This is a genomic window from Gordonia sp. OPL2 (genome assembly GCF_003797825.1).
Taxonomy (GTDB): domain Bacteria; phylum Actinomycetota; class Actinomycetes; order Mycobacteriales; family Mycobacteriaceae; genus Gordonia.
In genome coordinates this window covers 19,783-44,790 of sequence record NZ_RKME01000026.1, presented here as the reverse complement: position 1 = coordinate 44,790, position 25,008 = coordinate 19,783, and the positions used below count along the sequence as shown (strand labels likewise).

Genomic DNA, 25,008 nt, shown 5'->3' with positions numbered 1-25,008 from the left:
GACGTGTCGCGTCGATCCCGGTGGTCACGCCCATACAATCGACGCCATGTCCGCGCCCCCGCCGAACCCGTCGTCGTCCGGTGGGACCGCCACCGCACTCCGCGTCGAGGTACTGGCCGCGGTGTTCCAGGTCCGCGAGGTCGAACCCGATCTCGCTCCCGTGCTGTGTGTCCTCTTGTGCCGCATGCCGGATGAGAGCGGATGGTCGCTGCCGGGCGGTGACGTCGCCGCCGATGAGACGCTCAAGGCGACCGCGCGACGGCTCGTCGCCGACACCGTCGAGATCGAGGAGATCGCCCATCTCGAACAACTCGCGGTGTTCTCCGCGCCGGACCGCGTGCCCGGCGTGCGCACCATCGCCTCCACCTACCTGGGCCTCGTCCCCTCGGACGCCAGGGCGTCGCTCCCGCCGTCGGCATCCTGGCAACCGGTCGACACCCTGCCGGAGGTCGCGTTCGACCACGCGGAGATCATCGACGCCGCCCGCCACCGTCTGGCCGCGAAGCTCTCCTACACCAACATCGCGTTCGCTCTCGCCCCGGAACGCTTCCCGATGTCGCAGCTGTCGGAGATCTATTGCGCGGCACTGGGTTACCCGGTGGACACCACCAACCTCCTGCGAATCCTGAGCCGTCGCGCAGTGGTCGTGTCGACTGGGACCGTCGGCAAGACGGGACGTTCGGGCGGCCGCCCGCCGGCGCTCTACGCGTTCGCCGACACCCGATTGCGGGTCACCGACGAGTTCGCGACCCTGCGCCCGCCTCTTTGAGCGGCCACCCGGTCAACGGAGCGTGAGGATCTCGGCGTCGCCGTCGGTGATCGCGATGGTGTGTTCACTGTGGGCCGTACGCGAGCCGTCCGCGGACCGGATCGTCCAGCCGTCGGGGTCGTAGACGATCTGCGCCGTGTGTCGTGCCAGCCAGGGTTCGAGCGCCAGGGTCAACCCGGGACGCAAGCGCATACCCTTGCCTGCACGGCCCACGTTCGACACGTGGGGGTCCTCGTGCATGGTGCGCCCGAGCCCGTGGCCACCGAACTCGGTGTTCACCATGTAGCCGCGGGAGATGCACACCTCGCCGATCGCAGCCGAGATGTCGCCGAGTCGATGTCCCGACCGCGCCGCGTCGATCCCGGCGGCCAGTGCCAGTTCCGTGGTCTGCACCAGGTGCTCGTCTTCCGGACGCGCGGCGCCGACGATGACCGTGCGTGCCGAGTCCGCGACCCATCCGTCGATCGCGACGGCGATGTCCATGCTGAGCACGTCGCCGTCGGCGAGGACGAGATCGTGCGGAAGGCCATGCAGGACAGCGTCGTTGACGGACAGGCAGATGACATTGCGGAACGGTCCGCGGCCGAACGACGGGGCGTAATCCCAGTAACACGAGACGGCGCCACGCCGCTCGATCAGTTCACGCGCCCGCAGCTCGAGGTCCAGCAGATTGACGCCCGGCTCGGCCCGCGACGACACGTCGTCGAGCAACTCGGCGATGAACCGGCCGGTCACCCGCATCGCGGCGACCTCGTCCGGCGACTTCAGTTCGATCACACACACCTCCTGGTATTTAAATACCAGCCTACGACACGAGACCGGTATTTTCATACCGCTGCCGGTAGTGTGTGGTCATGGTCCGTTCTCCCCTGACCCCCGAACAGATCGCCGCCGGACGGCGCCTGGGCGCACTCTTGCGTGAACTCCGGGCCGGGCGGACGGTCGTCGACATCGCCGCGGCCGCCGGGATCTCACCGGAGACTCTGCGCAAGATCGAGAGCGGACGCTTGCTGACGCCGTCCTTCGCCACCGTCGTCGCGCTCAGTCACGCTCTCGACGTGCCGATCGACACGCTCGCCGACGCCGTGACTGCGGGCGTGCCCGCTCAGATCGGCTGAACCGCCGGGGCGGGAGGATCGCCACGCGGGTCATCGGCGACGAGATCGCCGACCCCGAGATCGGCAGTGCGGGATGCCAGGGCGAAACCCAGGTAGAAGAACGCGACGGCGAACGGTGCACACAGGAACAGCACCCATGCGCCGCCGGTGCCGCCTCGGACCGCTCCGTCGAGCCAGAGGTCGGGAACGAGTTCGAACGTGGAACCCACCGGCGCCGATCGCGGGTCGTCGAAGCGCCAGTCGGCGACACGGGTTCCGATCCACGCCGCCAGGAACGACCCGAGCACGGTCGCGAGGGCGAGGAGTCCGAATCCGGCGGGACCGCGCCACGAGCGCGCCGTGAACCACGCGACGATCACCGACACCAGACCGTAGACGAGCAGCAGCACCGCGAAGGTGCCGACCGCGGCGAATTCCGCGGGGAACTCCTGTGCCGGGAGGACCGCCGAGTCGGCGCCGACGACACGACCCGACATGGCCGGGGTCACGACGGCCCAGACCATACCGACGACCGCGCCGATCAGCACGACCACCGCGAGTACGGCCACGAGTGGACCGACCGGCCGGGCGATTCGGCGAACGGACGCTGCCGGAGCGACGTCGGGCTGCGGCGAGCCCGCGGCGGCCGCCCCGACCACGGTGTCCGGCATCGACGGCTCGGTCACCGTCGGCCCAACTCCGTCGAGTCCACGGTCCCGTGCCGGGAACAGCGGGCACCCCAGCCGTCCGGCCGGACCTGGACGACCATGCGTCGCCCGCACTGGCCGCAGAACCGTGGCGGCTCGAGTCCCAACTGCGCGGACGCCGGGATCGCGTCAGCCGCCTGCAACTCGAGTTCGATACCGGTGTAGACCCCGTATCGACAGGGTTCGGCCAGCGGTCCGGGGATCTCGGGCACCGCACCGCCCGTGCGCGCCGTGTCCGAGGAGAACGGCGACTTGATGGTCACACTCACGTTCCCGAGCCTAGATGCTGTCGTTGAGTGCCTTGATGGGCATCGACAGATCGGTCAGCAGATCGAGGTCCTCCTCGGCCGGGCGGCCCAGCGTCGTCAGGTAGTTGCCGACGATGACGGCGTTGATGCCACCGAGGATGCCCTGCTTGGCTCCGAGGTCACCGAGGGTGATCTCCCGACCTCCGGCGAAGCGCAGGATCGTCCGCGGCAGCGCCAGGCGGAACGCCGCCACCGACTTGAGCGCCTCGGACGCCGGCAGCACGTCGAGGTCTCCGAACGGGGTCCCGGGACGCGGGTTGAGGAAGTTGAGCGGGACCTCGTCGGGTTCCAGTGACGCGAGGTCGGCGGCGAACTCCGCTCGTTGCTCCAGGCTCTCCCCCATCCCGAGGATGCCGCCGCAGCAGACCTCCATGCCGGCATCGCGGACCATACGCAGCGTGTCCCATCGCTCTTCCCAGGTGTGCGTGGTGACGACGTTCGGGAAGTGGCTGCGGGCGGTCTCGAGGTTGTGGTTGTACCGGTGCACGCCCATGCCCTTGAGCTGATCGACCTGCTCCTGGGTGAGCATGCCGAGGCTGCAGGCGATCTGGATGTCGACCTCGTTGCGGATCGCCTCGATGCCGGCGGCGACCTGGCTGAGCAGGCGCTTGTCCGGGCCGCGCACGGCCGCGACGATGCAGAACTCGGTGGCCCCGGTCTTGGCGGTCTGCTTGGCCGCCTCGACGAGTGACGGGATGTCGATCCACGCGCTACGGACCGGAGATGCAAAAAGGCCGGACTGCGAGCAGAAGTGGCAGTCCTCGGGGCATCCGCCGGTCTTCAGCGAGATGATGCCCTCGACCTCGACCTCAGGACCGCACCACTGCATCCGCACATCATGGGCGAGCTGCAGGAGTTCGGTGAGCCGGTCGTCGGACAACTGCAGCACCTCGAGGACCTGCGCCTGATCGAGGCCCTCGCCACGTTCGAGGACCTGGGCGCGGGCGATGTCGAGGATGTCGCCGCTCTGGGCGGGATCGCGCTGCTGGTCGGGTGCGACGGGTGCCTGGGTCACGGGAGAACTCCTTCTGTGGGCTGTCTTTCGACGTCGATCTCGGTTGTCGTCGTCGGGATGTCGGTTGTCGTCGGCGAGGATCGGGTTGCCGTCGGCGAGGGGCCGGTCTCGCGGGTGAGCCAGTCCGCGTCGATCCAGGACGGCGCCGCGCGGCGGAACTCGGCCGGCGCGAGGGCGCCCGCACCGTCGGGGAGGACGCCGACGATGGGCACACCGGTCAGACGCGGCAGGTCCGTCCGGTTGCACTCCATCGCGAGATCGGGCTCCCGGGGCCAGGATCCGATGATCAGCCCGGCCGGGCGCAGGCCACGGGCACGCACGGCGTCGACGGTCAGGTCTGCATGGTTGAGGGCGCCCAGCCCGGCCGGGACCACGATGACGACGCCGGCGTCGGCCCATGCCGCGACGTCGAGCAGGGTGAGCTCCGATGCCAGCCGGACGAGGACGCCACCGGCACCCTCGACGAGCGTGAGGTCGTGCGCGGCCGAGAGGCCGGCCACCGCTGCTGTCACCGTGGACAGCGCGAGAGCCGGGAGGCCGGCACGGCGAGCGGCGGTCTCCGGCGCCAATGGTTCGGGATAGCGGGCACATTCGGCGGTCGCGTCGGGACCGGCGAGGTTCTCGACGACGGCGAGGTCACCCGGTTCGCCGTCCGCCATGCCGGTCTGCGCGGGTTTGCACACGGCCACCGTCGAACCGGCGCGGTGCACTGCGGCGACGAGGGCGGCGGTGACGATCGTCTTGCCGACGTCGGTGGAGGTTCCGGTGACCGCGAGGACGCGGCCGGGCGCGCTCATCGGATCCCCACCCCGACGAGTGCATCGTCGACGACGCCTGCGACGTGATCGATGACGGATGCGTCGAGATCGGCACGCGCGGTGAGACGCAGGCGCGAGGTACCCGCGGGCACCGACGGCGGGCGGAAGCAGCCCACGAGCACGCCGCGGTCGCGACACCGGGCGGCTGCCGCGACCGCCGGCTGCGGCTCGCCGACGACGAGTGAGATGACGGCGGCTGCGGGATCGTCGGCCCCGACAGCACGCGCGAGCCGTAAGGCGTTGAGCCGCAGACGCTCCGGTAGCGCCGGATCGGACCGCAACAGTTCGAGCGCCGCCTGCGCGGCACCGGCGGCGGCCGGGTTGAGACCCGTGTCGAAGATGAAGGTGCGGGCCCGGTCGGTCAGATAGGAGCGCAACAGCCGGGAACCCAGGACGACGCCCCCCTGGGCGCCCAGCGACTTGGACAGGACGGTGGTCACGACCAGGTCGGGCGCACCGGAGAGCCCGAGTTCGGCGACCAAGCCGCGTCCGGCGGGACCGCGCACCCCGAATGCATGCGCCTCGTCCACCAGCAGCGCGGCCCCGTGGTCGCGGGCCACCGCGTACAGTTCCGCGATCGGCGCCGGCTCGCCGTCGATGCTGTACACCGAGTCGGTCACCACCAGCGCACGCCGTTCGGTCCGGTCGCGCAAGGCATCTCGCACTGCCTCGTGATCGCCCCGTTCGACCACCACGACGCGAGCGCGGGACAGTCGACAGCCGTCGATCAGAGACGCGTGCGTACCGGTGTCGCTGACGATGAGATCTCCGCGCCCGGCGAGCGCGGTGATCGCGCCGACATTGGCGAGGTAGCCGGACGAGAACGACAGGGCCGCCGAGAATCCGAGGAAGTCGGCGAGGTCTTCCTCCAGATCGACGTGCAGCGACGTCGTGCCGACGACGAGGCGCGAGGCCGTGGAGCCGGCTCCCCAGGTGTCGAGTGCCGCGTGGGCACCGGCGAGGACCTTCGGATGCCGCGACAGGCCGAGGTAGTCGTTGGACGCCAGATTGATCATCGTCGAATCCGTTTGCCGGACAACCGGGTCGCGGTGGAGTCCGGCCGCCTCGAGCCGGGCGGCCTCCTCCGCGATCCAGTCGAGGGCATCGACGGGCCGGTCGGTCGTCGGCAGGAAAGCTGTCGACGACGGTACGGCGCGTTCGGTGGTGGTCATCGGCTCACTCCCGCGACGAGATCGGCGGTCAGGCAGGCGTCGACCGCGGCACGGACACCACGGACGATCGTCGCGATGTCGTCGTCGGTGCAGACGAACGGCGGCATCACGTAGATCAGGTCACGGAAGGGGCGTAGCCACGCGCCGGAGTCGATCGCGGCCTCGGTGGCCGCGGCCATGTCGACGGATCGGTCGAGTTGGACGACACCGATTGCACCGAGCACGCGGACGTCCACCACACCCGGCCGATCCGTGAGATCGGCCAGTCCCGAACGCAATCCGGACTCGATGTCGAGGACCCGCGTACGCCACGGCGAGTCGAGGAGCAGTTCGACGGCGGCGACGGCGACGGCGCAGGCCAGCGGATTGGCCATGAACGTCGGTCCGTGGGCGAGCCCACCGGCCTCACCACGGCTGATCACCTCGGCGATCTCGTCGGTGCACAAGGTCGCGGCCAGTGTGAGGTATCCACCGGTGAGGGCCTTGCCGAGGCACATGATGTCCGGCGTCACGCCGGCGTGGTGGGCGGCGAAGAGCTCGCCGGTCCGCCCGAATCCGGTGGCGATCTCGTCGAAGATCAGCAAGACGCCGGCGCGGTCACAGATCCGCCGCAGGGCGGAGAGGTAGCGCGGGTCGTGGAACCTCATCCCGCCGGCTCCCTGGACGACCGGTTCGACGATGACCGCGGCGAGGCGATCGGCATTCGCGGTCACCGCCGACTCGAGCGTGCGCACGTAGTCGTCGTCGAGGGCGCCGGGCGCGTCGATCGGGCCGGGCAGCGACGGCGGCGCCGGGACGAAGATCTGCTCGGTCAGGACGTCGGTCCACATCGAGTGCATACCGCCGTCGGGGTCGCAGACACTCATCGGCGCGAATGTGTCGCCGTGGTAGCCGCCGCGCCAGGTCAGCAGGCGGGTCTTGTCACCGCGCCCCCGACTGCGCCAGTACTGCAGCGCCATCTTCGTGGCGACCTCGACCGAGACCGATCCGGAATCGCAGAAGAAGACCTTCTGCAGCGGTTCGGGTGTGATCGTCACCAGGAGCTCGGCGAGGCGTGCGGCCGGCTCATGCGTGAGGCCCCCGAACATGACGTGTGCCATCGATCCGAGCTGACAGGTGACGGCGGCGTCGAGGACGGGATGGCGGTACCCGTGAATGGCCGCCCACCAGGAACTCATCCCGTCGACGACCTCCCGGCCGTCGGCCAACTCGATCTGCACTCCGTGGGCACCGCGGACCACGATCGGCGCGGTGGGCGCGGGCATCGCACCGTACGGATGCCACACATGCTCGGCATCGATGCGGCGGATGGTTGCGTCGTCCACGTGGCTGGTGTCCTTCGGGTCGCAGGAGGCCCGGGCTGTGGGCTCCCTCACGGTCGGCGGTCCTGAACACTGTACAGGCGATTCCTGGACGGTGTACAGGCGGCGCCACCGGGCCCTCTACCCTGGGTCCGTGAGCAACACCCGAGCCGATGTCCTGCGGGCGGCGCGCGACATCCTCACCCACCACAGCCTCGCGGACCTGTCGATGCGCCGCCTCGCCGCTGACCTCGGAGTCCGTCCGAACGCGCTGTACTGGCACTTCCCCAACAAGCAGACCCTGCTCGCGGCCCTGTCCGACGACATCCTCGGCGGCATCGCAACGGCGCCGGACACGGTCGACTGGGACGAACAGCTGGCATTCCTGGCCGCCGGGATGCGCGGCGCACTCCTCGAGGTCCCCGACAGCGCCGAGGTCGTCTCGTCGAGCTGGGCCAGCGGGCTGTCGCCGAAATCCATCGCCGACGAACTCGCGGCCGCGGCACGCGGGGGTGGACTGACCGACCGCGATGCCCAGGCCGTGGCGACCGCGATCTGTCAGCTCGTCATCGGACTGACCATCGAGGAGCAGACCCGCGCGCAGATGGAACGCCTGCAGGTGACCGGTCCGTCCGGGCGCGACTTCGCCGGTGAGTTCAGCGACGGGCTGAGCGTCATCCTCGACGGCGCCCGACTGCGGGCCATCGGTCCGGCACCGATCGCCGAGGCAGCCGAAAGTAAAGAAAAGTAAAGGTCAGCGGGGGTCCGACGGCCGGTGTGTCGCGAAGGACCGAATCGGAATATCACAGCTTCGCCATGTAGATTGCTTCCCGGACAACACAGCCCCGAGAACATGACCGACCGCGCCGTCGGGTTCGTTTCGGTGAACCACGACGTTCGAGACAGGAAGACACACCCAAGGTAGTGGCAGCCCCGACCCACACCACCGTCCCGGCGTCGCCGGCCCCGGTGGACAACGTCCCCGCGTACCGCACCGACCTCGACGGTCTGCGCGGCATCGCCATCGCGCTGGTCGCCTGTTTCCACATCTGGTTCGGTCGCGTCTCCGGTGGCGTGGATGTCTTCCTCGCCCTCTCGGGCTACTTCTTCGTCGGATCGCTTCTCCGGCACGCGATCCACAGCCAGGCGACCCACGTGACGTTCCGCGACACGATCGATCCGTGGCCGCGGCTCAAGCGCCTGCTGCGGCGCCTGCTACCCGCATTGTTCACGGTGCTGATCGCGGTCGCCGTGCTCACCGTCATCGTCATCCCGCAGACGCGCTGGGTGAGCATCGGCAAGGAACTCATCGCCAGCGCGCTGTACTACCAGAACTGGCATCTCGCCTTCAATTCCCAGGACTATCTGGCGGCGAGTTCGGCGAACAGTCCGCTGCAACACATCTGGTCGATGTCGGTCCAGGGCCAGTTCTTCCTCGTCACACTGCTCGTCGCCCTCGCGTTCGCGGCGCTCGTCAAACTCGGCGCGCGACTGATCGCGCCGCTGGCCGATCCGCGTGTCATCAAGGTCCTCGTCGGCGGCGCGGTTTTCGCGGTTGCGGCCGTCTCGTTCTACTGGGCCCACATGCGGATGGGCGTCAACCAGCAGTTCAACTATTTCGACACCCTGTCGCGCCTCTGGGAGCCGCTGGCGGGCGGCCTGCTGGCGATCTGGCTGCCGTCCTGGCGGGTGCCGCGGTGGATACGAACCGTCGCCGCAGTCGTCGCGCTGGCCTTGATCATCACCTGCGGCTGGTGGATCGACGGCGTCGACTCCTATCCCGGTCCGTGGGCCCTGGTCCCGGTCGGATCGACCCTGCTGATCATCTGGGCCGGCGCGACCGCATTGGAGCGCCCGCGTGCCGGCGCGACCGGGCCGCAGGCCTTACCGCCCGTCAACCGGATGCTCGCGAGTCGGTGGCCGGTGTGGCTGGGGACGATCGCGTACTCGCTGTACCTCTGGCACTGGCCGCTCCTGATCTTCTATCTGACCTGGCGGGAGAAGGACCACGCCTCGGTTCTCGAGGGCGTCGGCCTGCTCGCGGTCTCCATCGGCCTGGCCTGGCTGACCAAGCGCTACATCGAGGATCCGCTGCGCCGTGGCGGTCGTGGCGAACCCGCGCACGCGCGCCGTGACGGCCGCGCCCGTCTGATGGGCTACACCTCCGTCGTGACCAGCATCCTGGTCGTCGGCACCCTGGTGACCGGCACCGGTATCGTCCTCTGGGACCGCCATGTCTCGACGATGGTCGTCGACACCAAGAACCTCGATCCACGGCTGTACCCGGGCGCCCGGGCGCTGCTCAACGGCGCCCCGGTACCGGCGATCGATCCTCAGCCGTCCCCGTTGATGGTGACCCAGGACTTCCCGGAGACCTCCACCGACGGCTACATGAGCAACTTCGAGGACCCCGACATCCACGTCGGCGTCTACGGCGACCCGACGGCGACCAAGACGGTCGCCCTGATCGGCGGCTCGCACGCCGAGATGTGGATCTCGGCACTGAATCTCCTGGGGCAGCGCAACCACTTCAAGGTGACGACCTACCTCAAGATGGGGTGTCCGATGTCCACCGAACTGGTGCCCAAGCAGAACGGGGTGCCCTATCCGCAGTGCCACGACTGGGTCATGCGCGTGAAGAAGAAGGTCATCGAGGACAAACCCGATGCCGTCTTCACCAACTCGACGCGCCCGCGCGACTACCAGCCCGGGGATTGGGTACCGCCGACCTACCCACCGATCTTCGACGAGTTCCTCGCCAACGACATCGCCGTGCTGGGTATCCGCGACACACCCTGGCCACACAACGCCAAGGGCCTGATCGACACGCCGACCTGCCTGGCCGACGGCGGTTCCGCCACCGAATGTGCGACGTCACGGGCCGCGGCGCTGGCGCCCGAGGATCCGGCACTCGCCCTGGAGGCGACGCGGCCGATGTTCCACGCGCTCGACATGTCGGACGGCGTATGTGACGTGGACCTCTGTCCGGCGATCGTGGGCAACATCGTGGTCTACAAGGACTGGCATCACCTCAGCGCCACCTATGTCCGCAGCCTGACCGACGAGTTGGGTCGGCAGATGGCACTGGCGTTGCCATGGACCGGACCACCCGCCCCCTGACCGGTCTCGGGCGTGCGTCAACCCACACGCGGGGGGCACGCGGCTCCGAGATGAATGCGCGACCGTTGGCGGCTAGTGTCGTGACATGAACTCGCCGAAGGTCGACGTGACCCCGTCACCGACCCCCGACACCGGAGACTCGGCCCCCGCCCAGCCCGCGGAAGTGCTCGACGTGCTCGCTCCGGAAGACCACTCGCCGCCGCCCGACCGCGTCCCGTTCGTCGTGTGGCCGGGCACCCCATATCCTCTCGGTGCCACGTATGACGGTGTGGGAACCAACTTCTCGCTGTTCTCCGAGGTCGCGACCGCCGTCGACCTGTGCCTCATCGACGGCGCCGGGATCGAGCAGCGGATTCGGCTCGACGAGGTCGACGGCTATTGCTGGCACTGCTATCTGCCGAACATCGGTCCAGGGCAGTTCTACGGCTTCCGCGTCCACGGCCCCTACGACCCGTCGCAGGGTCAGCGCTGCGATCCGAGCAAGCTGCTGCTCGACCCGTACGGCAAAGCATTTCACGGTGAGTTCGACGGCGACGCGTCGCTGTTCTCCTACCCGATGGTGACCGAGGACGACCGGGAGTCCGGTGGCGACACCGTCGAGGAGACCGCGGGTACCGATGCGGTGGACGAGGCCCCGAACGAGCCCGCGCCGGACACCGACTCCACCGACACGGACGACCGCGCCGAACCGGTCGGGACCGACGAGACGCCCACCACCGCGGCACCTCCCCGGCGCACCATGGACACCGCGACGGCCGACGCCGAGGAAGCGCTCGCACGAGCCTCCGTGGGCAGCGACGACGCGGCGGACCTCACCGAGCCCCTGCCGGTCGTCGCGCAGCATCCCGACGACATGCCGCAGCTCGACTCACTCGGCCACACGATGGTCTCGGTGGTGGTCAACCCGTACTTCGACTGGCAGAACGACCGATCGCCGAAACTGCCGTATCACCAGACGGTGATCTACGAGGCACACGTCAAGGGCATGACCGCCACCCACCCCGACATCCCGGAGCACCTGCGCGGCACCTATGCGGGACTGTGCCATCCCGTCATCATCGATCATCTGAAGTCGCTGGGCGTCACCGCGATCGAGCTGATGCCGGTGCACCAGTTCATGCAGGATTTCGTGCTGCAGGACAAGGGACTGCGGAACTACTGGGGATACAACACCTTCGGGTTCCTCGCACCGCATGTCGAGTACGCGTCCAACCCCGATCTGCCGGCGAGCGCGGTGACCGAGTTCAAGGCGATGGTGCGGGCATTCCACAAGGAGGGCATCGAGGTCATCCTCGACGTCGTCTACAACCACACCGCCGAGGGCAATCACCTCGGGCCGACCATCTCGTTCCGCGGCATCGACAACGGCGCCTACTACCGTCTCGTCGACGGCAATCCCGAGATGTACATGGACTACACGGGAACCGGCAACAGCCTCAACGGCCGCCACCCCCACACGCTGCAGTTGATCATGGATTCGTTGCGCTACTGGGTGCTCGAGATGCACGTCGACGGGTTCCGATTCGATCTGGCCTCGACGCTCGCGCGGGAGTTGCACGACGTGGACCGGCTGTCCGCGTTCTTCGATCTCGTGCAACAGGATCCGGTGGTGTCCCAGGTGAAGCTCATCGCCGAGCCGTGGGACATCGGCGAGGGCGGCTATCAGGTGGGCAACTTCCCGCCGCTGTGGACGGAGTGGAACGGCAAGTACCGCGACACCGTCCGCGACTACTGGCGTGGCGAACCGGCGACGTTGGGCGAGTTCGCCTCCCGGCTGACCGGGTCGTCGGATCTGTACGAGGCGACCGGTCGTCGACCGCTGGCGAGCATCAACTTCGTCATCGCACACGACGGATTCACCCTACGGGACCTGGTGTCGTACAACGAGAAACACAACATCGCCAACGGGGAGGACAATCGCGACGGCGAGAGCCACAACCGTTCGTGGAACTGTGGCGTCGAGGGCCCCACCGACGACCCGGACATCCTCGCACTGCGTGCACGCCAGCAGCGCAACATCCTGGCGACACTGTTCCTGTCGCAGGGCACGCCGATGCTCGCCCACGGCGACGAGTTCGGCCGCACCCAGCAGGGCAACAACAACGTCTACTGCCAGGACTCCGAACTCTCGTGGATGGACTGGTCGCTCGCCGAGAAGAACTCGGACCTGCTCGAGTTCACGCGCAGGGCCATCGCGCTGCGCACCGCCCACCCGGTGTTCCGTCGGCGGAGGTTCTTCGCGGGCAAGCCGATCCGGTGGGGCGACCAGGCGCTGGACATCGTGTGGCTCACCCCCGGTGGCGAGACCATGACCTCTGCCGACTGGGACAGCGGCTTCGGCAAGAGTCTCGCCGTGTTCCTGAACGGCGACGGGATCGGAGAGAAGGACGAGCGCGGCGAGACGGTCACCGACGACAGCTTCATCATCTGTTTCAACGCCCACTACGGTGACATCGACTTCCACATACCCTCGTCCTGGAGTCCGGAGTGGGTCGGCGAACTCGACACGTCGGATCCGACCGGTCACACCGACATCACGGTGACAGCCGGATCGACGTTCACCGTCGGCGCCCGCTCCGTGCTCGTGCTGCGCAAGACCGCGTGACCGAGCACGTGCCGACCTCGGACTCCTCGCCTCGACATGTGGGCGGCCGGCGAGAGCCGCTGGCGACGTACCGGATTCAGCTGACCCCCGACTTCGGGTTCCGCGACGTGATCGCGGTGTTGCCGGCGATCGCGGGGCTCGGGGTGAGCCACCTGTACCTGTCCCCGATCGGACGCGCGATGGCGGGGTCGACGCACGGCTACGACTGGGTGCCACCACCGCAGGTCTCCGACGACCTCGGCGGGATCACCGGGTTCCGCGAACTCCGCGCCGCGGCAACGGAAGCCGGACTCGGCGTCATCATCGACATCGTCCCGAACCACACCGGGGTCGCCGACGCCGCGCAGAATCCGTGGTTCACCGATCTGCTGACGCACGGCGCCGCCTCCCGCTACGCATCCTGGTTCGACGTCGACTTCTCCACCGACAACGGCGCCGGCGGCAAGATCGCCCTGCCGGTGCTCGCCGCCGACGGAGATCTCTCACCGCTGACCGTCTCCGACGGCGCGCTGCGCTACTACGATCACGTCTTCCCCACCGCACCCGGGTCCACGGACTCCGACGACCCGCTCGAGGTGCACGATCGCCAGCACTACCGGCTGGTCCCGTGGAACAGCGGTCTGATCGGCTATCGACGGTTCTTCACCGTCAACGAACTCGCCGGACTGCGACAAGAGGATCCGGACGTGTACGCCGGCACCCACGGATGGCTGCTCGACCTCATCGACGACGATCTCATCGACGGTGTCCGGGTGGATCACCCGGACGGACTATGGGATCCGCAGGCATATCTCCACCGGCTGCGCGCCGACATCGGCGACGGCCGGCTGCTGTACGTGGAGAAGATCCTCGCCGCCGACGAGGACCTCGAGCCCACTCTCCCAGTCGAGGGCACCACCGGCTACGACCAGCTGCGCGTGATCGACGCCGTGTTCACCGCCCCCACCGGCGTGATCGAACTCGACGAGATCCACGAACGACGCACCGGGCAGCGGGGTGATGCCGGGTGGTTGCATTCCGCCGAACGGGCCCGCAAGCTGGCAACGCTGCGCGACATGTTCCCCACCGAGCATCGGCGTCTGGTCCGGGCGATCACCCACTCCGACCCGTCGGCCGACCAGGATGCGGTCGCCGAGGCGACCGCCGAGCTCCTCGCCGATCTGGGTGTCTACCGCGCCGACTACCCGTCGCTACGCGGCAGGCTCGTGGAGACCGCCACCGAGATCGGCAGGCGCATCCCGCGTCTGGCGCCCACACTGGACCTCATCGTGCAGGCCACCGCGAGCCCGGGTGCGGCCACCTCGCGGCTCGCCCAGACCTGCGGCGCGGTCACCGCGAAGAGCGTCGAGGACAGTCTGTTCTACCGGACGGCACGCCTGGTGTCGGCGCAGGAGGTCGGCGGCGATCCGGCGAACCCGACACTCTCCCTGCGAGAGTTCCACGCGCACAACGGCCGCCGCGCCCGCGACTGGCCCCGGGCGATGACCGCGTCCTCCACTCATGACACCAAACGCGGCGAGGACGTTCGGGCCCGCATCGCCGTGCTCACCCAGGTCCCGGAACGCTGGTCACGTCTGGTCGGCGAGATCTGGACACGCACCCCGCCCCCGGACGATCTCTCCGGATACTTCCTGCTGCAGAACATCATCGGCGTGTGGCCCATCGATTCCCCCGTCGACGACGTCCTGCGGACCCGCGTGAAGGCCTACGCGCAGAAGGCGACCCGCGAGGGCGGTCTCCGGACGACGTGGACCGAGGTCGACGAACAGTTCGAGGACGCGGTCGACGAGTGGATCGAACAGGTCACCCGCGGCGAGAACGCCGTCGCGATCGGCGATCTCACCGAGCGGATCGCACCGAGCTGGCGTTCGGAGTCACTGTCCCGCAAGGCCATCACCCTGCTGGGACCGGGCATCGGCGACATCTACCAGGGCACCCAGTGGTGGGACGATTCACTGGTCGATCCCGACAATCGCCGACCGGTCGACTATCGACAGCCCACCGATCACCCGAAGGCCGCGCTGATCCGCGCCGCCCTGCGGGCACGAGCCGAGAACCGGGAGGCGTTCGGTCCCGGCGGCGACTATCTTGCGATCACCGCCGACGGGCCGGCCGCCGACCACGTGATCGCCTTCGCCCGCGGCGAGGCGGGCGTTGCCCGGGTGATCGTGGTGGCGCTGCGCTTCACCCACAGCCTCACCGACCATCGACGGGCGGCGACGACGGTCTCGTTGCCCGAGGGCAGGTGGCGCGATGCGCTCACCGACGCGACCGCGAGCGGAACCGTGACCCTCGACGATCTCGTCGGCGACGGAGTCGCCGTCCTCACGCGTATCCCACCGGACGCAGGCGCGTCACCGATCGAATGATGGGACCGAGCCCATGCTGGCGAGATGCCCGCGTCAGCCGGCCGGTGCCGGGGCAGCCGGATTCGCCGGCGCGGCCGGGGCGGTCGGCTGTGCCGGTGTCTGACCGGGGTTCTGGCCGCCCTGTTCGGGACCGATTCCCGCTTGCGCACCGCTGAGTTGGCTGACGAGCCACTGGCCGTCTTCCTTGCGCAGGTCCAGCCACAGGAGCATCAGGCTCTTGCCACCGTCTGGTGCGAGCGCGCTCTTGCCCGACACCTCCATCAGGACCGAGGTGCGTGCGGTCGTCGTGTCGAAGCTCTCCACCGACACCGACTTCACCGTCGACTCCGCGTCTTGCAGATTCAGCTGGGTGACCGCCTGCGCGGTGTCGGACTGCTGCTGTTCCAGGTGTTTGCGGAACTCCCCCGTGGACAACGGGCCGAGCAGTTCCTTCATGTCACCCACGCCGTCCTTGGTCATCGTGCCGACCAGTTTGGTGACGAACTGTTCGGAGGCGACCTTGCTGTCGTCGAACGCGGACAGCTTCTGACCCTCCTGGTGATAGCCCCAACCGAGCAGTGCGACACCGACGATGGCCGCCACCACAACGACCGCGCCGAAGGTCTTCGCGAGTCCGGCAGTGGTGAACGTCAGAGAGATCTGCTTGCCCCGCGTGGCTTCTGATGTCCGTGCCGGCGCCGGGGTGTCCGTGTCCGCGGCGGGCTCGCCGGTCCCGGAGGACACGCGCCGGTCTGCCTTGGTGCGGGCCGCCTTGGTCCGCGGGCGAGGTGCGGGCGAACCCTCGTCCGATCCTTCGGCGCGATCAGGCATGTCGGTCGCGGGCGAGCGCCCGTCGCGGCCCGCCTCGTCGGCGATGCCGGGTTCGCGTCCTTCCGCGATCGGGTCGGAGTCGTCGTTCGTCTTGTCCTGCTCGGTCATTCCTGCTCTTCACATCACTTGTCTAGTGGCACGGTCCGCGCGTTCGGGTCGTAGTTCGGCGGCGGACCGGCGGTGTCGTCACCGCGTGGTCGTGGGGCGTTGGCCGATCCGCGGATCTGCTGCGCCGGGTCCTCGGTGACACAGTACAGATTGGTCGGAACGCTGAGCTCGAGGATCTTCGTCGGCCGGACCGGGGTGACCGCGTAGTTGCAGCTGGGCCTCGGGAAGATCGACCCGAAGGCCCACCATGCACCGTCGTGGAACATCGTGAGGCTCTTGACGCTCGCGTCTCGGATCGACGGCAGCAGATTGGCGATCGCGGGGGCGCGCAGTGCGCCCTGTCGGGCGATGTCGACGAACTGCTGCAGCACGTCCGACACCGGGTCGCGGATCTGATTGAGCGAACCCGTGAGACTGGTCAGCTGCGACGGTCCGCGGCCGAGTAAGGTGCGGATCTCCTTGTCGGAAGCGACTGCCGCGTTCACGATGGTGCTCAGCGAGTCGACGGTCGTCCCGAGGTCGGGCTGGATGTTCGCCGTGGTCTTCAGGATCGTGCCGCTGTCGGAGATGAGCTTCTTGGTCTCCGGCAGGACGCGGGCGAGGTCGGCGAAGATGGTTCCGCCCGAGACGAACAGTGCGCGCAGGACGTTGTCGTCGTCGCCGTCGGAACCGAGCGCGACCTCCAGATTGTCCACGGCCGAGCGCAGTTTCACCGGGTCGATCTGTTCGACGACGTTCAGTGCCGATTCCAGCATGGTCGGGAACGGTGCGGTGACCCGGGTCTGGTTGACCTGGATCTCGTCGCCGTCGGTGAAATAGGGACCGTCGGCGGTCTGCGGCTCGAAGTCGACGTACTGCTCACCCGCGGCGGACAGCCCGAGGGCGGCCACGGTCGCGTTCCGGTTGATCTTCACGTCGTCCTCGACCGACACGGTGACGTCGACCGATTCGGGTTGCACCCGGATCTTCTCGACGTCGCCGATCCGGGCGCCGCGCAGGGTCACACCCGAGGTCTCCTGCAGGCCACCGGAGATCGGGAAGTGCACCGTCAGTTGATAGGTGCCCCGGAACGGGTCCCATCGCAGTGCACCGAAGGAGAGGTAGGCCAGCCCGACGAGCATCACGAGGACCAGACCGATGTTGCCGACCAGGATCGAGTGCCGACGCACCCAACTGAACGGTCCGGACAGCGCGCTCATCCGCAGCATCCCTTCGTCCCGGTCAGGCGGGCGAGCAGGCGGGTCAGCGTCTGCTGCAAGGCCTTCGACGCCTCGTCGACGTCGCCCACCTCGGGGAGCCGGCTTGCCGAATCGAAGCCGGCGCCCGGGTTGAGGTAATAGACCTTCGACGACAACGCCGCCGCGCTGCCCGGCGTCGACTTGACCCATTTGGGAGTGAGCACCGCGACGTTGTCCGACAGCGCCCCCAGCGTCGAGGCGCCCTCGCGCAGCCCGTTGAGAGCGGTCTGCAGGTGTCCGATCATCTCGACGAGGTTGTCGCCGTCGGAGTTGAGGAAGTCGTTCGTCGCCGCGGTGACCTGATTCGTCTTGTCCAGGGTCGTCAGGATCTGACCGATCTGTGAGTTGATCGCGTTCACCGCCGGACCCAGTTTGTTGATCGATGCCATGATCTGCGCGCGACCCGCCGCGAGCTGGTCGGTCAGCACCCGCGTGGTGCGCATCGACTCGTCGACCGCTCCGGCATTCTGGTTGAACTTGGTGATCGCCGTCGTCAGACCCTCGATGGAGCCGGACAGCGCATCCGGATCGGCGGACACCGCACTGCTGAGTTCGGTGAGGATCACCTGGACCGAGCTCAGCGAGCCGCTGTCGACCAACCCCGACGTGCTGACCAGCAGGTCCTCGACGGTCGCCGCCGCCGAGGTCGGGCCGGACAGTGTGTCACCGTTCGTCATGTAGCCGGTCGGCTGCCCCTTGGGTGGCAACAGGGCGACGAACACGTCACCGAGTGGGGTCGCCTGACGCAACTCCGCGCCCGTTCCGACGGGCAGCTTCGACGAGGTGCCGACGTTCATGGTCACGATCGCCGAATAGTCGTGCGCGACGATGTCGGACACCTGCCCGACGTCGGTGCCATAGAGCTTCACCTTGGCCCTCGTGGGCAGGTTGAGCGCGTTGTCGAACTTCGCTGTGAGCTCGATCGAGTCGCCGATGCCTCCCGGTGCCGGCAAGGGGATCTGTTCGACCGTCAGACCCGGCACGATCCCGCAACCCGACATCGTCAACACCGCGGTCACCGCCGCCGCCATGATCCCGCGGCGCCGCAACCGGCGACCCGATCCGCCGTCGGGTTGCCCCCGGAAGGGTGCGGGGTGCGTCTCTCGCACGGTCTCGCGTGTCATTTCGTCAGCTCCAGGAGTGCCGAGAAGACCCCCAGGTCGGGTCCGAAATCCTTCAGTTGTCCGGTGCGGCAACCATTCTTCTGCAGGTTGATCGCCTGGCAGAAGGTCGACAGCGCCTCGGTGTCGATCAGCGACTTGTCCAGGAGCACCTGCGCTCGCCACGCGCCCTGTTCCGCCGACACCGAGTTGCTGAGGTTCTGGAACAGCAACGGTCCGAGGTCGATGGTCTCGACGACCTGCCGGGAGAAGTCGCTCAGGTTGGACGCCAGCGCGGCGAGACGGCCGGTCGACGAACCGATGGTCCCGGCGTTGTCACGCAGGAAGGCCGTCGTGTTCTGCAGCGCGACATTGAGATCCGCCAGTGTCGCCTGCAGGCCCGGTGCCTGGGTTCGCAACATGCCCGCCACGTCGTTGATCGAGTTCGAGAACGCGGTCATCTTCGGGTAGTTCGAGACGAGGGTCGTCGTGAGCTTCTGCACGGTGCGGATGATGTCGACGAGGGCATCGCTGTTGCCCGACGCGACCGAGCCGGCCTTGCTGAGCTCGTCGAGGGCCTCGCGCATCCGTTCGCCGTTGCCGCTGGTGATGCCGGAGGTGATGTCGATCATGTCGGCCACCGGGCCCTCGCCCGGCGCATCGCCGGACAGCGACTTCACCAGACCGTCGATGGAGTCGAACAACTCGCCCACCGACACCGGGCTCTTCGTCTGGGTGATGACCGCGCCGTCGGTGAGCTTGGGACCCTCCGAATAGGTCGGCGACAGCTCGACGTGACGCGTGGTCACGATCGAGGTGTTGACGATCGCTGCGGTGGCGTCGGCCGGGATCGGAACGTCCTTGTCGACCGTGAAGGTCACCTTGACCCGATTGCCCTGCTGCTCCACGGAGGTCACCTGCCCCACCGGCATGCCGAGCACGGCGACGTCATTGCTCTTGTAAAGACCGGAGACGTCGTCGAAGTAGGCGGTGACCTCGATGGCCGACCCGAAGGCCGTCGTCCACTTCGCCGGGATGAGCGAGCAGCCGGACAGGCCGAGCACGACGAGTACCGACACCGCGGTCAGTGTCAGCGAGCGTCGGAGCGTCGTACGGCTCAGCATCCGTCCACCACCCGTGCCGTGCACAGCCAGTTGTCCGGGAAGATGCCCCAGGGCAGATAGCCGTTGGCATACGGTCCGTCGCCGATCACGTTGTTGGTGAGCCGCGCGGTGACGGGGAGGACCTCGAGCAGTTTGCGCAGGTTCTGCCGGTTCTTCTCCAGACCCTGCGACATCGTGTTGAGGTTGGCCATGATGGGGGCGAACTGGTTTCCGTTCTCCCGGGCGACCGCGCGGGCCTGCTCGGTGAGTTCGGCGATGCCGTCGAGCATGCGGGTGACCAAAGCCTCGCGGGCGGCGATCTTCTCGGCGAGCTGGCGGCCCTGGCCGACGATGATCGACAACTGCGTCTGACTGTCGTTGACGATGGAGGTCACCGTCTTGGTGTCGCTCACGAGCTGATTGATCTGGTCGCGTCGATTGGTGATCACCTTCGACATCGCGGTCAGTGAGTCCAGCGTCGGCTTGGTGACCGCGGGCGCGCCGGCCAGCTGCTTGTTGAGTGTGCGCAGCCCCTCGGCGAAGTCCTCGTCGTTGATGCCGGCGATGACCGGTGTCCCCGCCTCGATCGTCTTCTGCAGGTCGTAGGGCACGCTGGTCTGCGAGATGCGGCCGTCGGGCGCCGGTGATGTCGAATCACCCAGAGAGACATCGACATAGCGCTGCCCCAGGAGCGTCGACATCTTGATCTCGGCGGAACCGTTGGAGGTGACGTCGACATCTTGGTCGACCTTCATGGTGACCGTCACGTGATTTCCGGCGAGCTCGGTGGAGCTCACCTCACCGACGTCGATTCCCGCGACGCGCACCTTGTCGCCGGGCCGGATTCCGCCGGCCTGCGCGAAGTCGCCGACGTAGGTCTTCTTGCCGATGTGAGCTCCGGCCAGCCCCGTCACGGCCAGGACCAGCAGTACGATGACCACGGCACCGGCCAAGCCGTACCAGACGCGCCGGTTCTCGTCGAAGTGCTTGCGCCACCTGCTCATCGGCACACCTCCGAGTGTCGTGTGCCGCCGATCTTGTTGATCAGTCCCGGCGGAAAGAGGACGTCGCCGATCGCGATGTCGAGATCACATGCGTAGATGTTCAGGTAGGCACCCTGTCCGAGTACGAGCGGGAAATGACCGAGGAAGACCGGCAGCTGGCCGGCCAGGCGATCGAGCTTGGCACCGTTGGCGATCAGCGTGTTCGTAGCCGCCCGCGCATCGGTCGCCGCGCCGGCCAGCGAATCCCGGCTCTGCGAGAGCACGTCGGCGAACCCGCTCGCGGTCTGACCGATCTGCGTCACCGACTTGCCGAAGGCGGCGGAGTTGGCGTTCAGATCACGGATCAGCGTGGAGATGCTGTCGACGACGGTGGTCACCTGATTGCCCTGCAGCGACAGATCGCGCATCACCGAACTGAGGTTGTTGATGATCGCCCCGATCACCTGATCGCGGTCGGCCATGTCACTGGCGAGCGTGCCGACCTCGGCGACGGTGTAGCTCAGCGACACCTGGTTGCCCTGGAATGCCTGGATCAGGCCTTCCGAGAGTGCGTTGACCTGTTCGGGTTTCAGCGTCTCGAAGACCGGCTGGAACCCGGCGAGCAGTCGTGTCACGTCGAAGGAGTCCTCGGACGGCTGCTGCAGCGTCGATCCGGCGGCGAGGGGCTTGCTCTCCTTCCCCTCGGCCAGGGTGAGCGACAGATATCGCTGTCCGATGAGGTTCTGGTAGCGGATCGCCGCCTGCGTGTTGGTGAACACCGACTGGTCGGTCTGCACCTCGAAGGTGACGCGGGCGCGCCCGTCGTCGAGCGAGATGTCGCCGACCCGGCCCACCCGCACGCCGGCCATGCGGACGTCGTCACCCGAGGCGAGGCCGGACGCGTCGTTGAAGTAGGTCGTGTACGAGTTGGTGTTCCCCGGCAGCGATCGTTCCAGGGTCGACCAGATGACGTAGGTCAGCAGCAGTGCCACGACCCCGAACACCGTGAATCCGATCAGCGGTTTGCGGATGCTGGCCTGGCCGCGGCTCATCGGCCACCTCCCTGGCTGTCACGCCGGCTGTCACGCTGGGCACCGGGAGCCTTCGGCGCGATGGTGCTCGACTGCACAAGGGGCCCGAGCATCAGGGTGTCGGCGGCTGTCGGCTTTCGTTTGAGTGCCGTGCCGAGGGTCTTGTTGTCGGCGCCCGTGGACACCGCACCGAACTTCGCCGCATTGCGCCGCATGCCGTTGGACGGATAGATCATCAGCGGTCCCGAGCTCGTCGGTCCCGTACCCGTACCCGGCCCGACACATCCGGGTCCACGCGTCTGGCCGTACCTGCCGCCGTTGTACACCGGGCAGTTCTGCCGCGTATACCGTTCGAACGCACCGAAGCTCACGCCGATGTTCAACTGCGCGTGACCGTTCACACCGGTGAACACGGTCAGCACCTTGGCCGCGAGGTTGTTCAGTGCCGTCAGTGCCTGGGGTAGCGATTCCGGTTCCAGGACAGCCGCTCCGATCATGGTGTTGAGGTCGCGTACGACCCGCTGCCCGCGATTCCCGTTCGCCGCGAACAGCGCCTGGGTCTCGTCGAGGACGCCTTGCCCGGCGGACAGCAAAGCGGTGAGATCCTGCTGCTTCTCCGCGATGGTCATCGCGGGGATCACGCTACGACCCAGGGTGTCCAGCAGCTCGGGAGTCGACTGCGACAAGCCGCGGACGGCGTTGTTGAAGTTGTCGAACCCCGACGGCGCACCGGGCGGGAACTGCGCGTTGATGGTCTGCCAGTAGTTGTTCAGCAGCGGTACGAACGCGCCGAACACCGCGCCGCCGCCCTTGAGCGCGTCGGCGAGTGTCCCGAGCACCGATGCCAGCTCCTCCGGCGGCACGGCCTGCAGCAACGTCCGGATCTCGTTCTGCGCGTCCTGGAGTCGGAGGGTCTCCAGTGACTCGTTGGCCGGGATCGTCGCATCCGACGACAGGTGCCCGGCATCCGGTTGATCGGGCCGGACGAGTTCGACCGAGTTGACGCCGAACAGGTTCGACGGCACGGTCCGTGCGGTGACGTTGCTCGGGATGCCCTCGGCCTGATCCGGATCGATGTCGATGCCGACGTCCTTGTACGGCAGATTCCCGGGACCCACCTCGTTACTGAGCTCGATGGACTTCACCGATCCGACGATCAGCCCGTTGTACCGCACGTCGGCACTCGTGAGGAGACCGTCGCCGACGTCGGTGAGCTTCGCGGTCACCGGGACCGTGGAGGTGAACGTGCCCTGATAGCGCAGGAAGAGCAGGACGAACAGGATGAGGAGCGCGACGAGGAAGGCGATGCCGCGCAGGACATAGGTGAGCAGCGAGGGATCGCGGCCACCGGTGGCGATGTTCATCTCCTCCCCCTATCCCGAGATCTTGATTCCGGGAGACGTGCCCCAGAACACCAATGTCATGACGAGATTCGCGAAGACGATCACGATGATCGCCATCCGGATCGCGTGACCGGCGGCCACACCCACACCTTCGGGACCTCCAGAGGCGAAATAGCCGTAGTAACACTGGATGAACGTCGTCAGCAGGACGAAGACGATCACCTTGATGAACGAGAAGACCATGTCCGACGACAACAGGAACTGGTTGAAGTAGTAGAGATAGGTGCCCGCACCCTGGTCGCTCTGGAGTTGGTACATCACCTGACACGCGAGGTAATTGGCCGCGAGCGACACCGCGTACAGCGGCACGATCGCCAGGACCGCCGCCGACATGCGCGTGGTGACGAGATAGGGCAAGGGTCGGATCGCGATCGACTCGAGCGCGTCGATCTCCTCGGCGATCCGCATCGAACCGAGTTGCGCGGTGAACCGGCATCCGGACTGCGCGGTGAACGCGGTCGCCGCGAGCAGCGGCGCGATCTCGCGCGTGGTGGCGAATGCCGACAGTCCGCCGGTGACCGGGCCCATGCCGAGCAGGTTCAGCGCGGTGTAGCCCTCGATCCCGACGGTCGCCCCGCCCATCAGGCCGAGGATGACCATGACGCCGACGGTGCCGCCGCCGACGACCAGCGCACCGTTGCCCCACGCCACGTCGGACAGCAGCCGCCACACCTCCTTGCGGTAGTGCGTGAAGGTCAGCGGCACCGACCCGACCGACTTCACCAGGAAGGTGATGAGGTGGCCCATCGCCGCGATGCCGTCACGCGGACCGCGATACAGGCCCTTGGCCGCCTCGACCGGCCGCAACAGCGGCGGTACATACCGGGACGCGGTCATCTCACACCACCTTCGCCGGGACGAGCATCGAGAACAACTGGGTGAGCACCACATTGACCGTGAACAGCAGCAGGACCGAGTTCACCACGGCCGCGTTCACCGAGTTGGCCACGCCGGCGGGCCCACCCTTCGTGTTCAGCCCGCGGTCACAGGCCACCACCGCGACGATGGCACCGAAGATGACGGCCTTGATGATCGCGAATGCCAGGTCGGACGTACTGGCGAACGACGCAAAGGTGCCCGTGTAACTGCCCGGGGTACCACCCTGGAAGTACACGTTGAACACGTAGCCGGTGATGAAGCCGACGAAGCAGACGAACCCGCAGAGCAGGAAACTGACGACCATCGTCGCCAGCAGACGTGGCGAGATGAGGCGCTGGACGGGGTTGACCCCCATCACCCGCATCGCGTCGATCTCGTCGCGGATGGTGCGCGAGCCGAGGTCCGCGGCGATCGCCGATCCCACGGCCCCGGCGAGCAACAACGACGTCACCAACGGTGCGCCCTGCCGGATCACGCCGAGACCCGTCGCAGCACCGGAGAACGATGTCGCACCGATCTGCCCGGCGATGTTCGACACCTGGATGGACACGATCACGCCGATCGGGATCGCGACGAGGAACGTTGGGAACACAGACGTGCTGGCCATGAAGGCGCACTGTCGGATGAACTCTCCGAACGGGAACCGCCGCTTGACGATGTCGACGAAGAGGACTTTGAAGACCTCGACGAACATGCCCATCTGGCGCCCGAACGTGTCGAACGAGGCCACGACGTGTTCACGGAACCACCGGCGTATCCCGCCGGAGCTCCGTGCCCCGCCCCCGTTCGACGTCACCGCGTCAGTACTCAATCCCCTACCCTCGCGTTCGACTCCCCACACCCGGGGTAAGTCATATCACATATATGTTCTGGATCGAGACGCATGGTCGACTCCGTGCTGTCATGTACATCCCCCCGGATGAGCCGATCCCCCGGCCGGTAATATACCTCGCTTTGCTCCCAGTGCTGTGTCACGGGTCACACTACCGAGATCTGCGCCTTCAGTACGGGCGACATACCTTGTGTTGAGTGACCGATGAGTCGAGGACTGCCGACACCATAACTGGGACGA

General features: G+C 67.6%; 22 protein-coding genes. 6 read left to right on the top strand and 16 right to left on the bottom strand.

Features of this window, described 5'->3' with window-relative positions; genetic code table 11:
• Positions 1 to 46: 46 nt before the first annotated feature.
• Positions 47 to 769: an NUDIX domain-containing protein gene (locus EEB19_RS20760; RefSeq protein ID WP_222929964.1), complete on the top strand. Its 723-nt coding sequence runs from the start codon at positions 47 to 49 to the stop codon at positions 767 to 769.
• Positions 770 to 781: 12 nt separating this feature from the next.
• Here EEB19_RS20760 and map read toward each other — a convergent pair whose 3' ends face one another.
• Positions 782 to 1,546 (bottom strand): type I methionyl aminopeptidase, encoded by a 765-nt coding sequence (gene map / locus EEB19_RS20755; protein WP_187589254.1) that lies wholly within the window; start codon positions 1,544 to 1,546, stop codon positions 782 to 784.
• Between the two features lie 77 nt (positions 1,547 to 1,623).
• On the opposite strand from map, the gene EEB19_RS20750 reads away from it, so the two are divergent.
• Positions 1,624 to 1,887 (top strand): helix-turn-helix domain-containing protein, encoded by a 264-nt coding sequence (locus EEB19_RS20750; RefSeq protein ID WP_187589253.1) that lies wholly within the window; start codon positions 1,624 to 1,626, stop codon positions 1,885 to 1,887.
• Here EEB19_RS20750 and EEB19_RS20745 read toward each other — a convergent pair.
• From EEB19_RS20745 to EEB19_RS20720, 6 genes are read right to left on the bottom strand one after another with little or no spacing between them, the layout of a single operon-like run.
• Positions 1,875 to 2,552: a DUF2567 domain-containing protein gene (locus EEB19_RS20745; protein WP_262365821.1), complete on the bottom strand. Its 678-nt coding sequence runs from the start codon at positions 2,550 to 2,552 to the stop codon at positions 1,875 to 1,877. The genes EEB19_RS20750 and EEB19_RS20745 overlap by 13 nt on opposite strands.
• The gene (locus EEB19_RS20740) at positions 2,549 to 2,836 is read right to left on the bottom strand and encodes a hypothetical protein (protein ID WP_262365827.1); all 288 of its coding nucleotides are present in this window, start codon (positions 2,834 to 2,836) and stop codon (positions 2,549 to 2,551) included. Before EEB19_RS20740 ends, EEB19_RS20745 begins: the two co-directional genes overlap by 4 nt.
• Positions 2,837 to 2,852: 16 nt before the next feature.
• Complete coding sequence (gene bioB / locus EEB19_RS20735; protein WP_187589252.1) at positions 2,853 to 3,896, bottom strand: biotin synthase BioB; 1,044 nt, start codon at positions 3,894 to 3,896, stop codon at positions 2,853 to 2,855.
• On the bottom strand, positions 3,893 to 4,693 hold the full coding sequence (gene bioD / locus EEB19_RS20730) for a dethiobiotin synthase (protein WP_187589251.1): 801 nt from the start codon (positions 4,691 to 4,693) through the stop codon (positions 3,893 to 3,895). Before bioD ends, bioB begins: the two co-directional genes overlap by 4 nt.
• The gene (locus tag EEB19_RS20725) at positions 4,690 to 5,886 is read right to left on the bottom strand and encodes an 8-amino-7-oxononanoate synthase (RefSeq protein ID WP_187589250.1); all 1,197 of its coding nucleotides are present in this window, start codon (positions 5,884 to 5,886) and stop codon (positions 4,690 to 4,692) included. Before EEB19_RS20725 ends, bioD begins: the two co-directional genes overlap by 4 nt.
• On the bottom strand, positions 5,883 to 7,211 hold the full coding sequence (locus EEB19_RS20720; protein WP_187589249.1) for an adenosylmethionine--8-amino-7-oxononanoate transaminase: 1,329 nt from the start codon (positions 7,209 to 7,211) through the stop codon (positions 5,883 to 5,885). The genes EEB19_RS20725 and EEB19_RS20720 overlap by 4 nt, the downstream gene beginning before the upstream one ends.
• Positions 7,212 to 7,341: 130 nt before the next feature.
• On the opposite strand from EEB19_RS20720, the gene EEB19_RS20715 reads away from it, so the two are divergent.
• The 4 genes from EEB19_RS20715 to treY all read left to right on the top strand — a co-directional run bounded on the left by EEB19_RS20715 (position 7,342) and on the right by treY (position 15,281).
• On the top strand, positions 7,342 to 7,938 hold the full coding sequence (locus tag EEB19_RS20715) for a TetR/AcrR family transcriptional regulator (protein WP_187589248.1): 597 nt from the start codon (positions 7,342 to 7,344) through the stop codon (positions 7,936 to 7,938).
• A 173-nt stretch (positions 7,939 to 8,111) separates the two neighbouring features.
• Positions 8,112 to 10,307: an acyltransferase family protein gene (locus EEB19_RS20710; RefSeq protein ID WP_187589247.1), complete on the top strand. Its 2,196-nt coding sequence runs from the start codon at positions 8,112 to 8,114 to the stop codon at positions 10,305 to 10,307.
• A gap of 85 nt (positions 10,308 to 10,392) precedes the next feature.
• Positions 10,393 to 12,912 (top strand): glycogen debranching protein GlgX, encoded by a 2,520-nt coding sequence (gene glgX, locus EEB19_RS20705; protein ID WP_187589246.1) that lies wholly within the window; start codon positions 10,393 to 10,395, stop codon positions 12,910 to 12,912.
• Positions 12,909 to 15,281: a malto-oligosyltrehalose synthase gene (gene treY, locus EEB19_RS20700; RefSeq protein ID WP_262365820.1), complete on the top strand. Its 2,373-nt coding sequence runs from the start codon at positions 12,909 to 12,911 to the stop codon at positions 15,279 to 15,281. Before glgX ends, treY begins: the two co-directional genes overlap by 4 nt.
• A gap of 33 nt (positions 15,282 to 15,314) precedes the next feature.
• Here treY and EEB19_RS20695 read toward each other — a convergent pair whose 3' ends face one another.
• The 9 genes from EEB19_RS20695 to EEB19_RS20655 all read right to left on the bottom strand — a co-directional run bounded on the left by EEB19_RS20695 (position 15,315) and on the right by EEB19_RS20655 (position 24,747).
• Positions 15,315 to 16,199, bottom strand: coding sequence for a hypothetical protein (locus EEB19_RS20695; protein WP_187589245.1), 885 nt, complete (start codon positions 16,197 to 16,199; stop codon positions 15,315 to 15,317).
• A 14-nt stretch (positions 16,200 to 16,213) separates the two neighbouring features.
• Positions 16,214 to 17,407: an MlaD family protein gene (locus tag EEB19_RS20690; protein WP_187589244.1), complete on the bottom strand. Its 1,194-nt coding sequence runs from the start codon at positions 17,405 to 17,407 to the stop codon at positions 16,214 to 16,216.
• The gene (locus EEB19_RS20685; RefSeq protein WP_262365826.1) at positions 17,395 to 18,468 is read right to left on the bottom strand and encodes an MlaD family protein; all 1,074 of its coding nucleotides are present in this window, start codon (positions 18,466 to 18,468) and stop codon (positions 17,395 to 17,397) included. The genes EEB19_RS20690 and EEB19_RS20685 overlap by 13 nt, the downstream gene beginning before the upstream one ends.
• Before the next feature lie 89 nt (positions 18,469 to 18,557).
• Positions 18,558 to 19,661, bottom strand: a complete 1,104-nt coding sequence (locus tag EEB19_RS20680) for an MCE family protein (protein ID WP_187589242.1) — start codon at positions 19,659 to 19,661, stop codon at positions 18,558 to 18,560.
• On the bottom strand, positions 19,655 to 20,644 hold the full coding sequence (locus EEB19_RS20675; protein ID WP_187589241.1) for an MCE family protein: 990 nt from the start codon (positions 20,642 to 20,644) through the stop codon (positions 19,655 to 19,657). Before EEB19_RS20675 ends, EEB19_RS20680 begins: the two co-directional genes overlap by 7 nt.
• Positions 20,641 to 21,675 (bottom strand): MCE family protein, encoded by a 1,035-nt coding sequence (locus EEB19_RS20670; protein WP_187589240.1) that lies wholly within the window; start codon positions 21,673 to 21,675, stop codon positions 20,641 to 20,643. Before EEB19_RS20670 ends, EEB19_RS20675 begins: the two co-directional genes overlap by 4 nt.
• On the bottom strand, positions 21,672 to 23,018 hold the full coding sequence (locus tag EEB19_RS20665) for an MlaD family protein (protein WP_187589239.1): 1,347 nt from the start codon (positions 23,016 to 23,018) through the stop codon (positions 21,672 to 21,674). Before EEB19_RS20665 ends, EEB19_RS20670 begins: the two co-directional genes overlap by 4 nt.
• Before the next feature lie 9 nt (positions 23,019 to 23,027).
• A complete protein-coding gene (locus tag EEB19_RS20660; protein WP_187589238.1) occupies positions 23,028 to 23,894 on the bottom strand; it encodes an ABC transporter permease in 867 nt (288 codons plus the stop codon).
• Between the two features lies 1 nt (position 23,895).
• The gene (locus EEB19_RS20655) at positions 23,896 to 24,747 is read right to left on the bottom strand and encodes an ABC transporter permease (RefSeq protein WP_187589237.1); all 852 of its coding nucleotides are present in this window, start codon (positions 24,745 to 24,747) and stop codon (positions 23,896 to 23,898) included.
• Positions 24,748 to 25,008 lie beyond the last annotated feature (261 nt).

Bases quoted from the DNA above. Each gene is read 5' to 3' on its own strand.
- EEB19_RS20675 (WP_187589241.1), bottom strand. From the start codon at position 20,644: ATGAGCAGGTGGCGCAAGCACTTCGACGAGAACCGGCGCGTCTGGTAC.
- EEB19_RS20665 (WP_187589239.1), bottom strand. From the start codon at position 23,018: ATGAACATCGCCACCGGTGGCCGCGATCCCTCGCTGCTCACCTATGTC.
- EEB19_RS20680 (WP_187589242.1), bottom strand. From the start codon at position 19,661: ATGCTGAGCCGTACGACGCTCCGACGCTCGCTGACACTGACCGCGGTG.
- EEB19_RS20760 (WP_222929964.1), top strand. From the start codon at position 47: ATGTCCGCGCCCCCGCCGAACCCGTCGTCGTCCGGTGGGACCGCCACC.
- EEB19_RS20725 (WP_187589250.1), bottom strand. From the start codon at position 5,886: ATGACCACCACCGAACGCGCCGTACCGTCGTCGACAGCTTTCCTGCCG.
- bioD (WP_187589251.1), bottom strand. From the start codon at position 4,693: ATGAGCGCGCCCGGCCGCGTCCTCGCGGTCACCGGAACCTCCACCGAC.
- EEB19_RS20660 (WP_187589238.1), bottom strand. From the start codon at position 23,894: ATGACCGCGTCCCGGTATGTACCGCCGCTGTTGCGGCCGGTCGAGGCG.
- EEB19_RS20695 (WP_187589245.1), bottom strand. From the start codon at position 16,199: ATGACCGAGCAGGACAAGACGAACGACGACTCCGACCCGATCGCGGAA.
- EEB19_RS20670 (WP_187589240.1), bottom strand. From the start codon at position 21,675: ATGAGCCGCGGCCAGGCCAGCATCCGCAAACCGCTGATCGGATTCACG.
- EEB19_RS20750 (WP_187589253.1), top strand. From the start codon at position 1,624: ATGGTCCGTTCTCCCCTGACCCCCGAACAGATCGCCGCCGGACGGCGC.
- EEB19_RS20685 (WP_262365826.1), bottom strand. From the start codon at position 18,468: ATGGCGGCGGCGGTGACCGCGGTGTTGACGATGTCGGGTTGCGGGATC.
- glgX (WP_187589246.1), top strand. From the start codon at position 10,393: ATGAACTCGCCGAAGGTCGACGTGACCCCGTCACCGACCCCCGACACC.
- EEB19_RS20690 (WP_187589244.1), bottom strand. From the start codon at position 17,407: ATGCTGCGGATGAGCGCGCTGTCCGGACCGTTCAGTTGGGTGCGTCGG.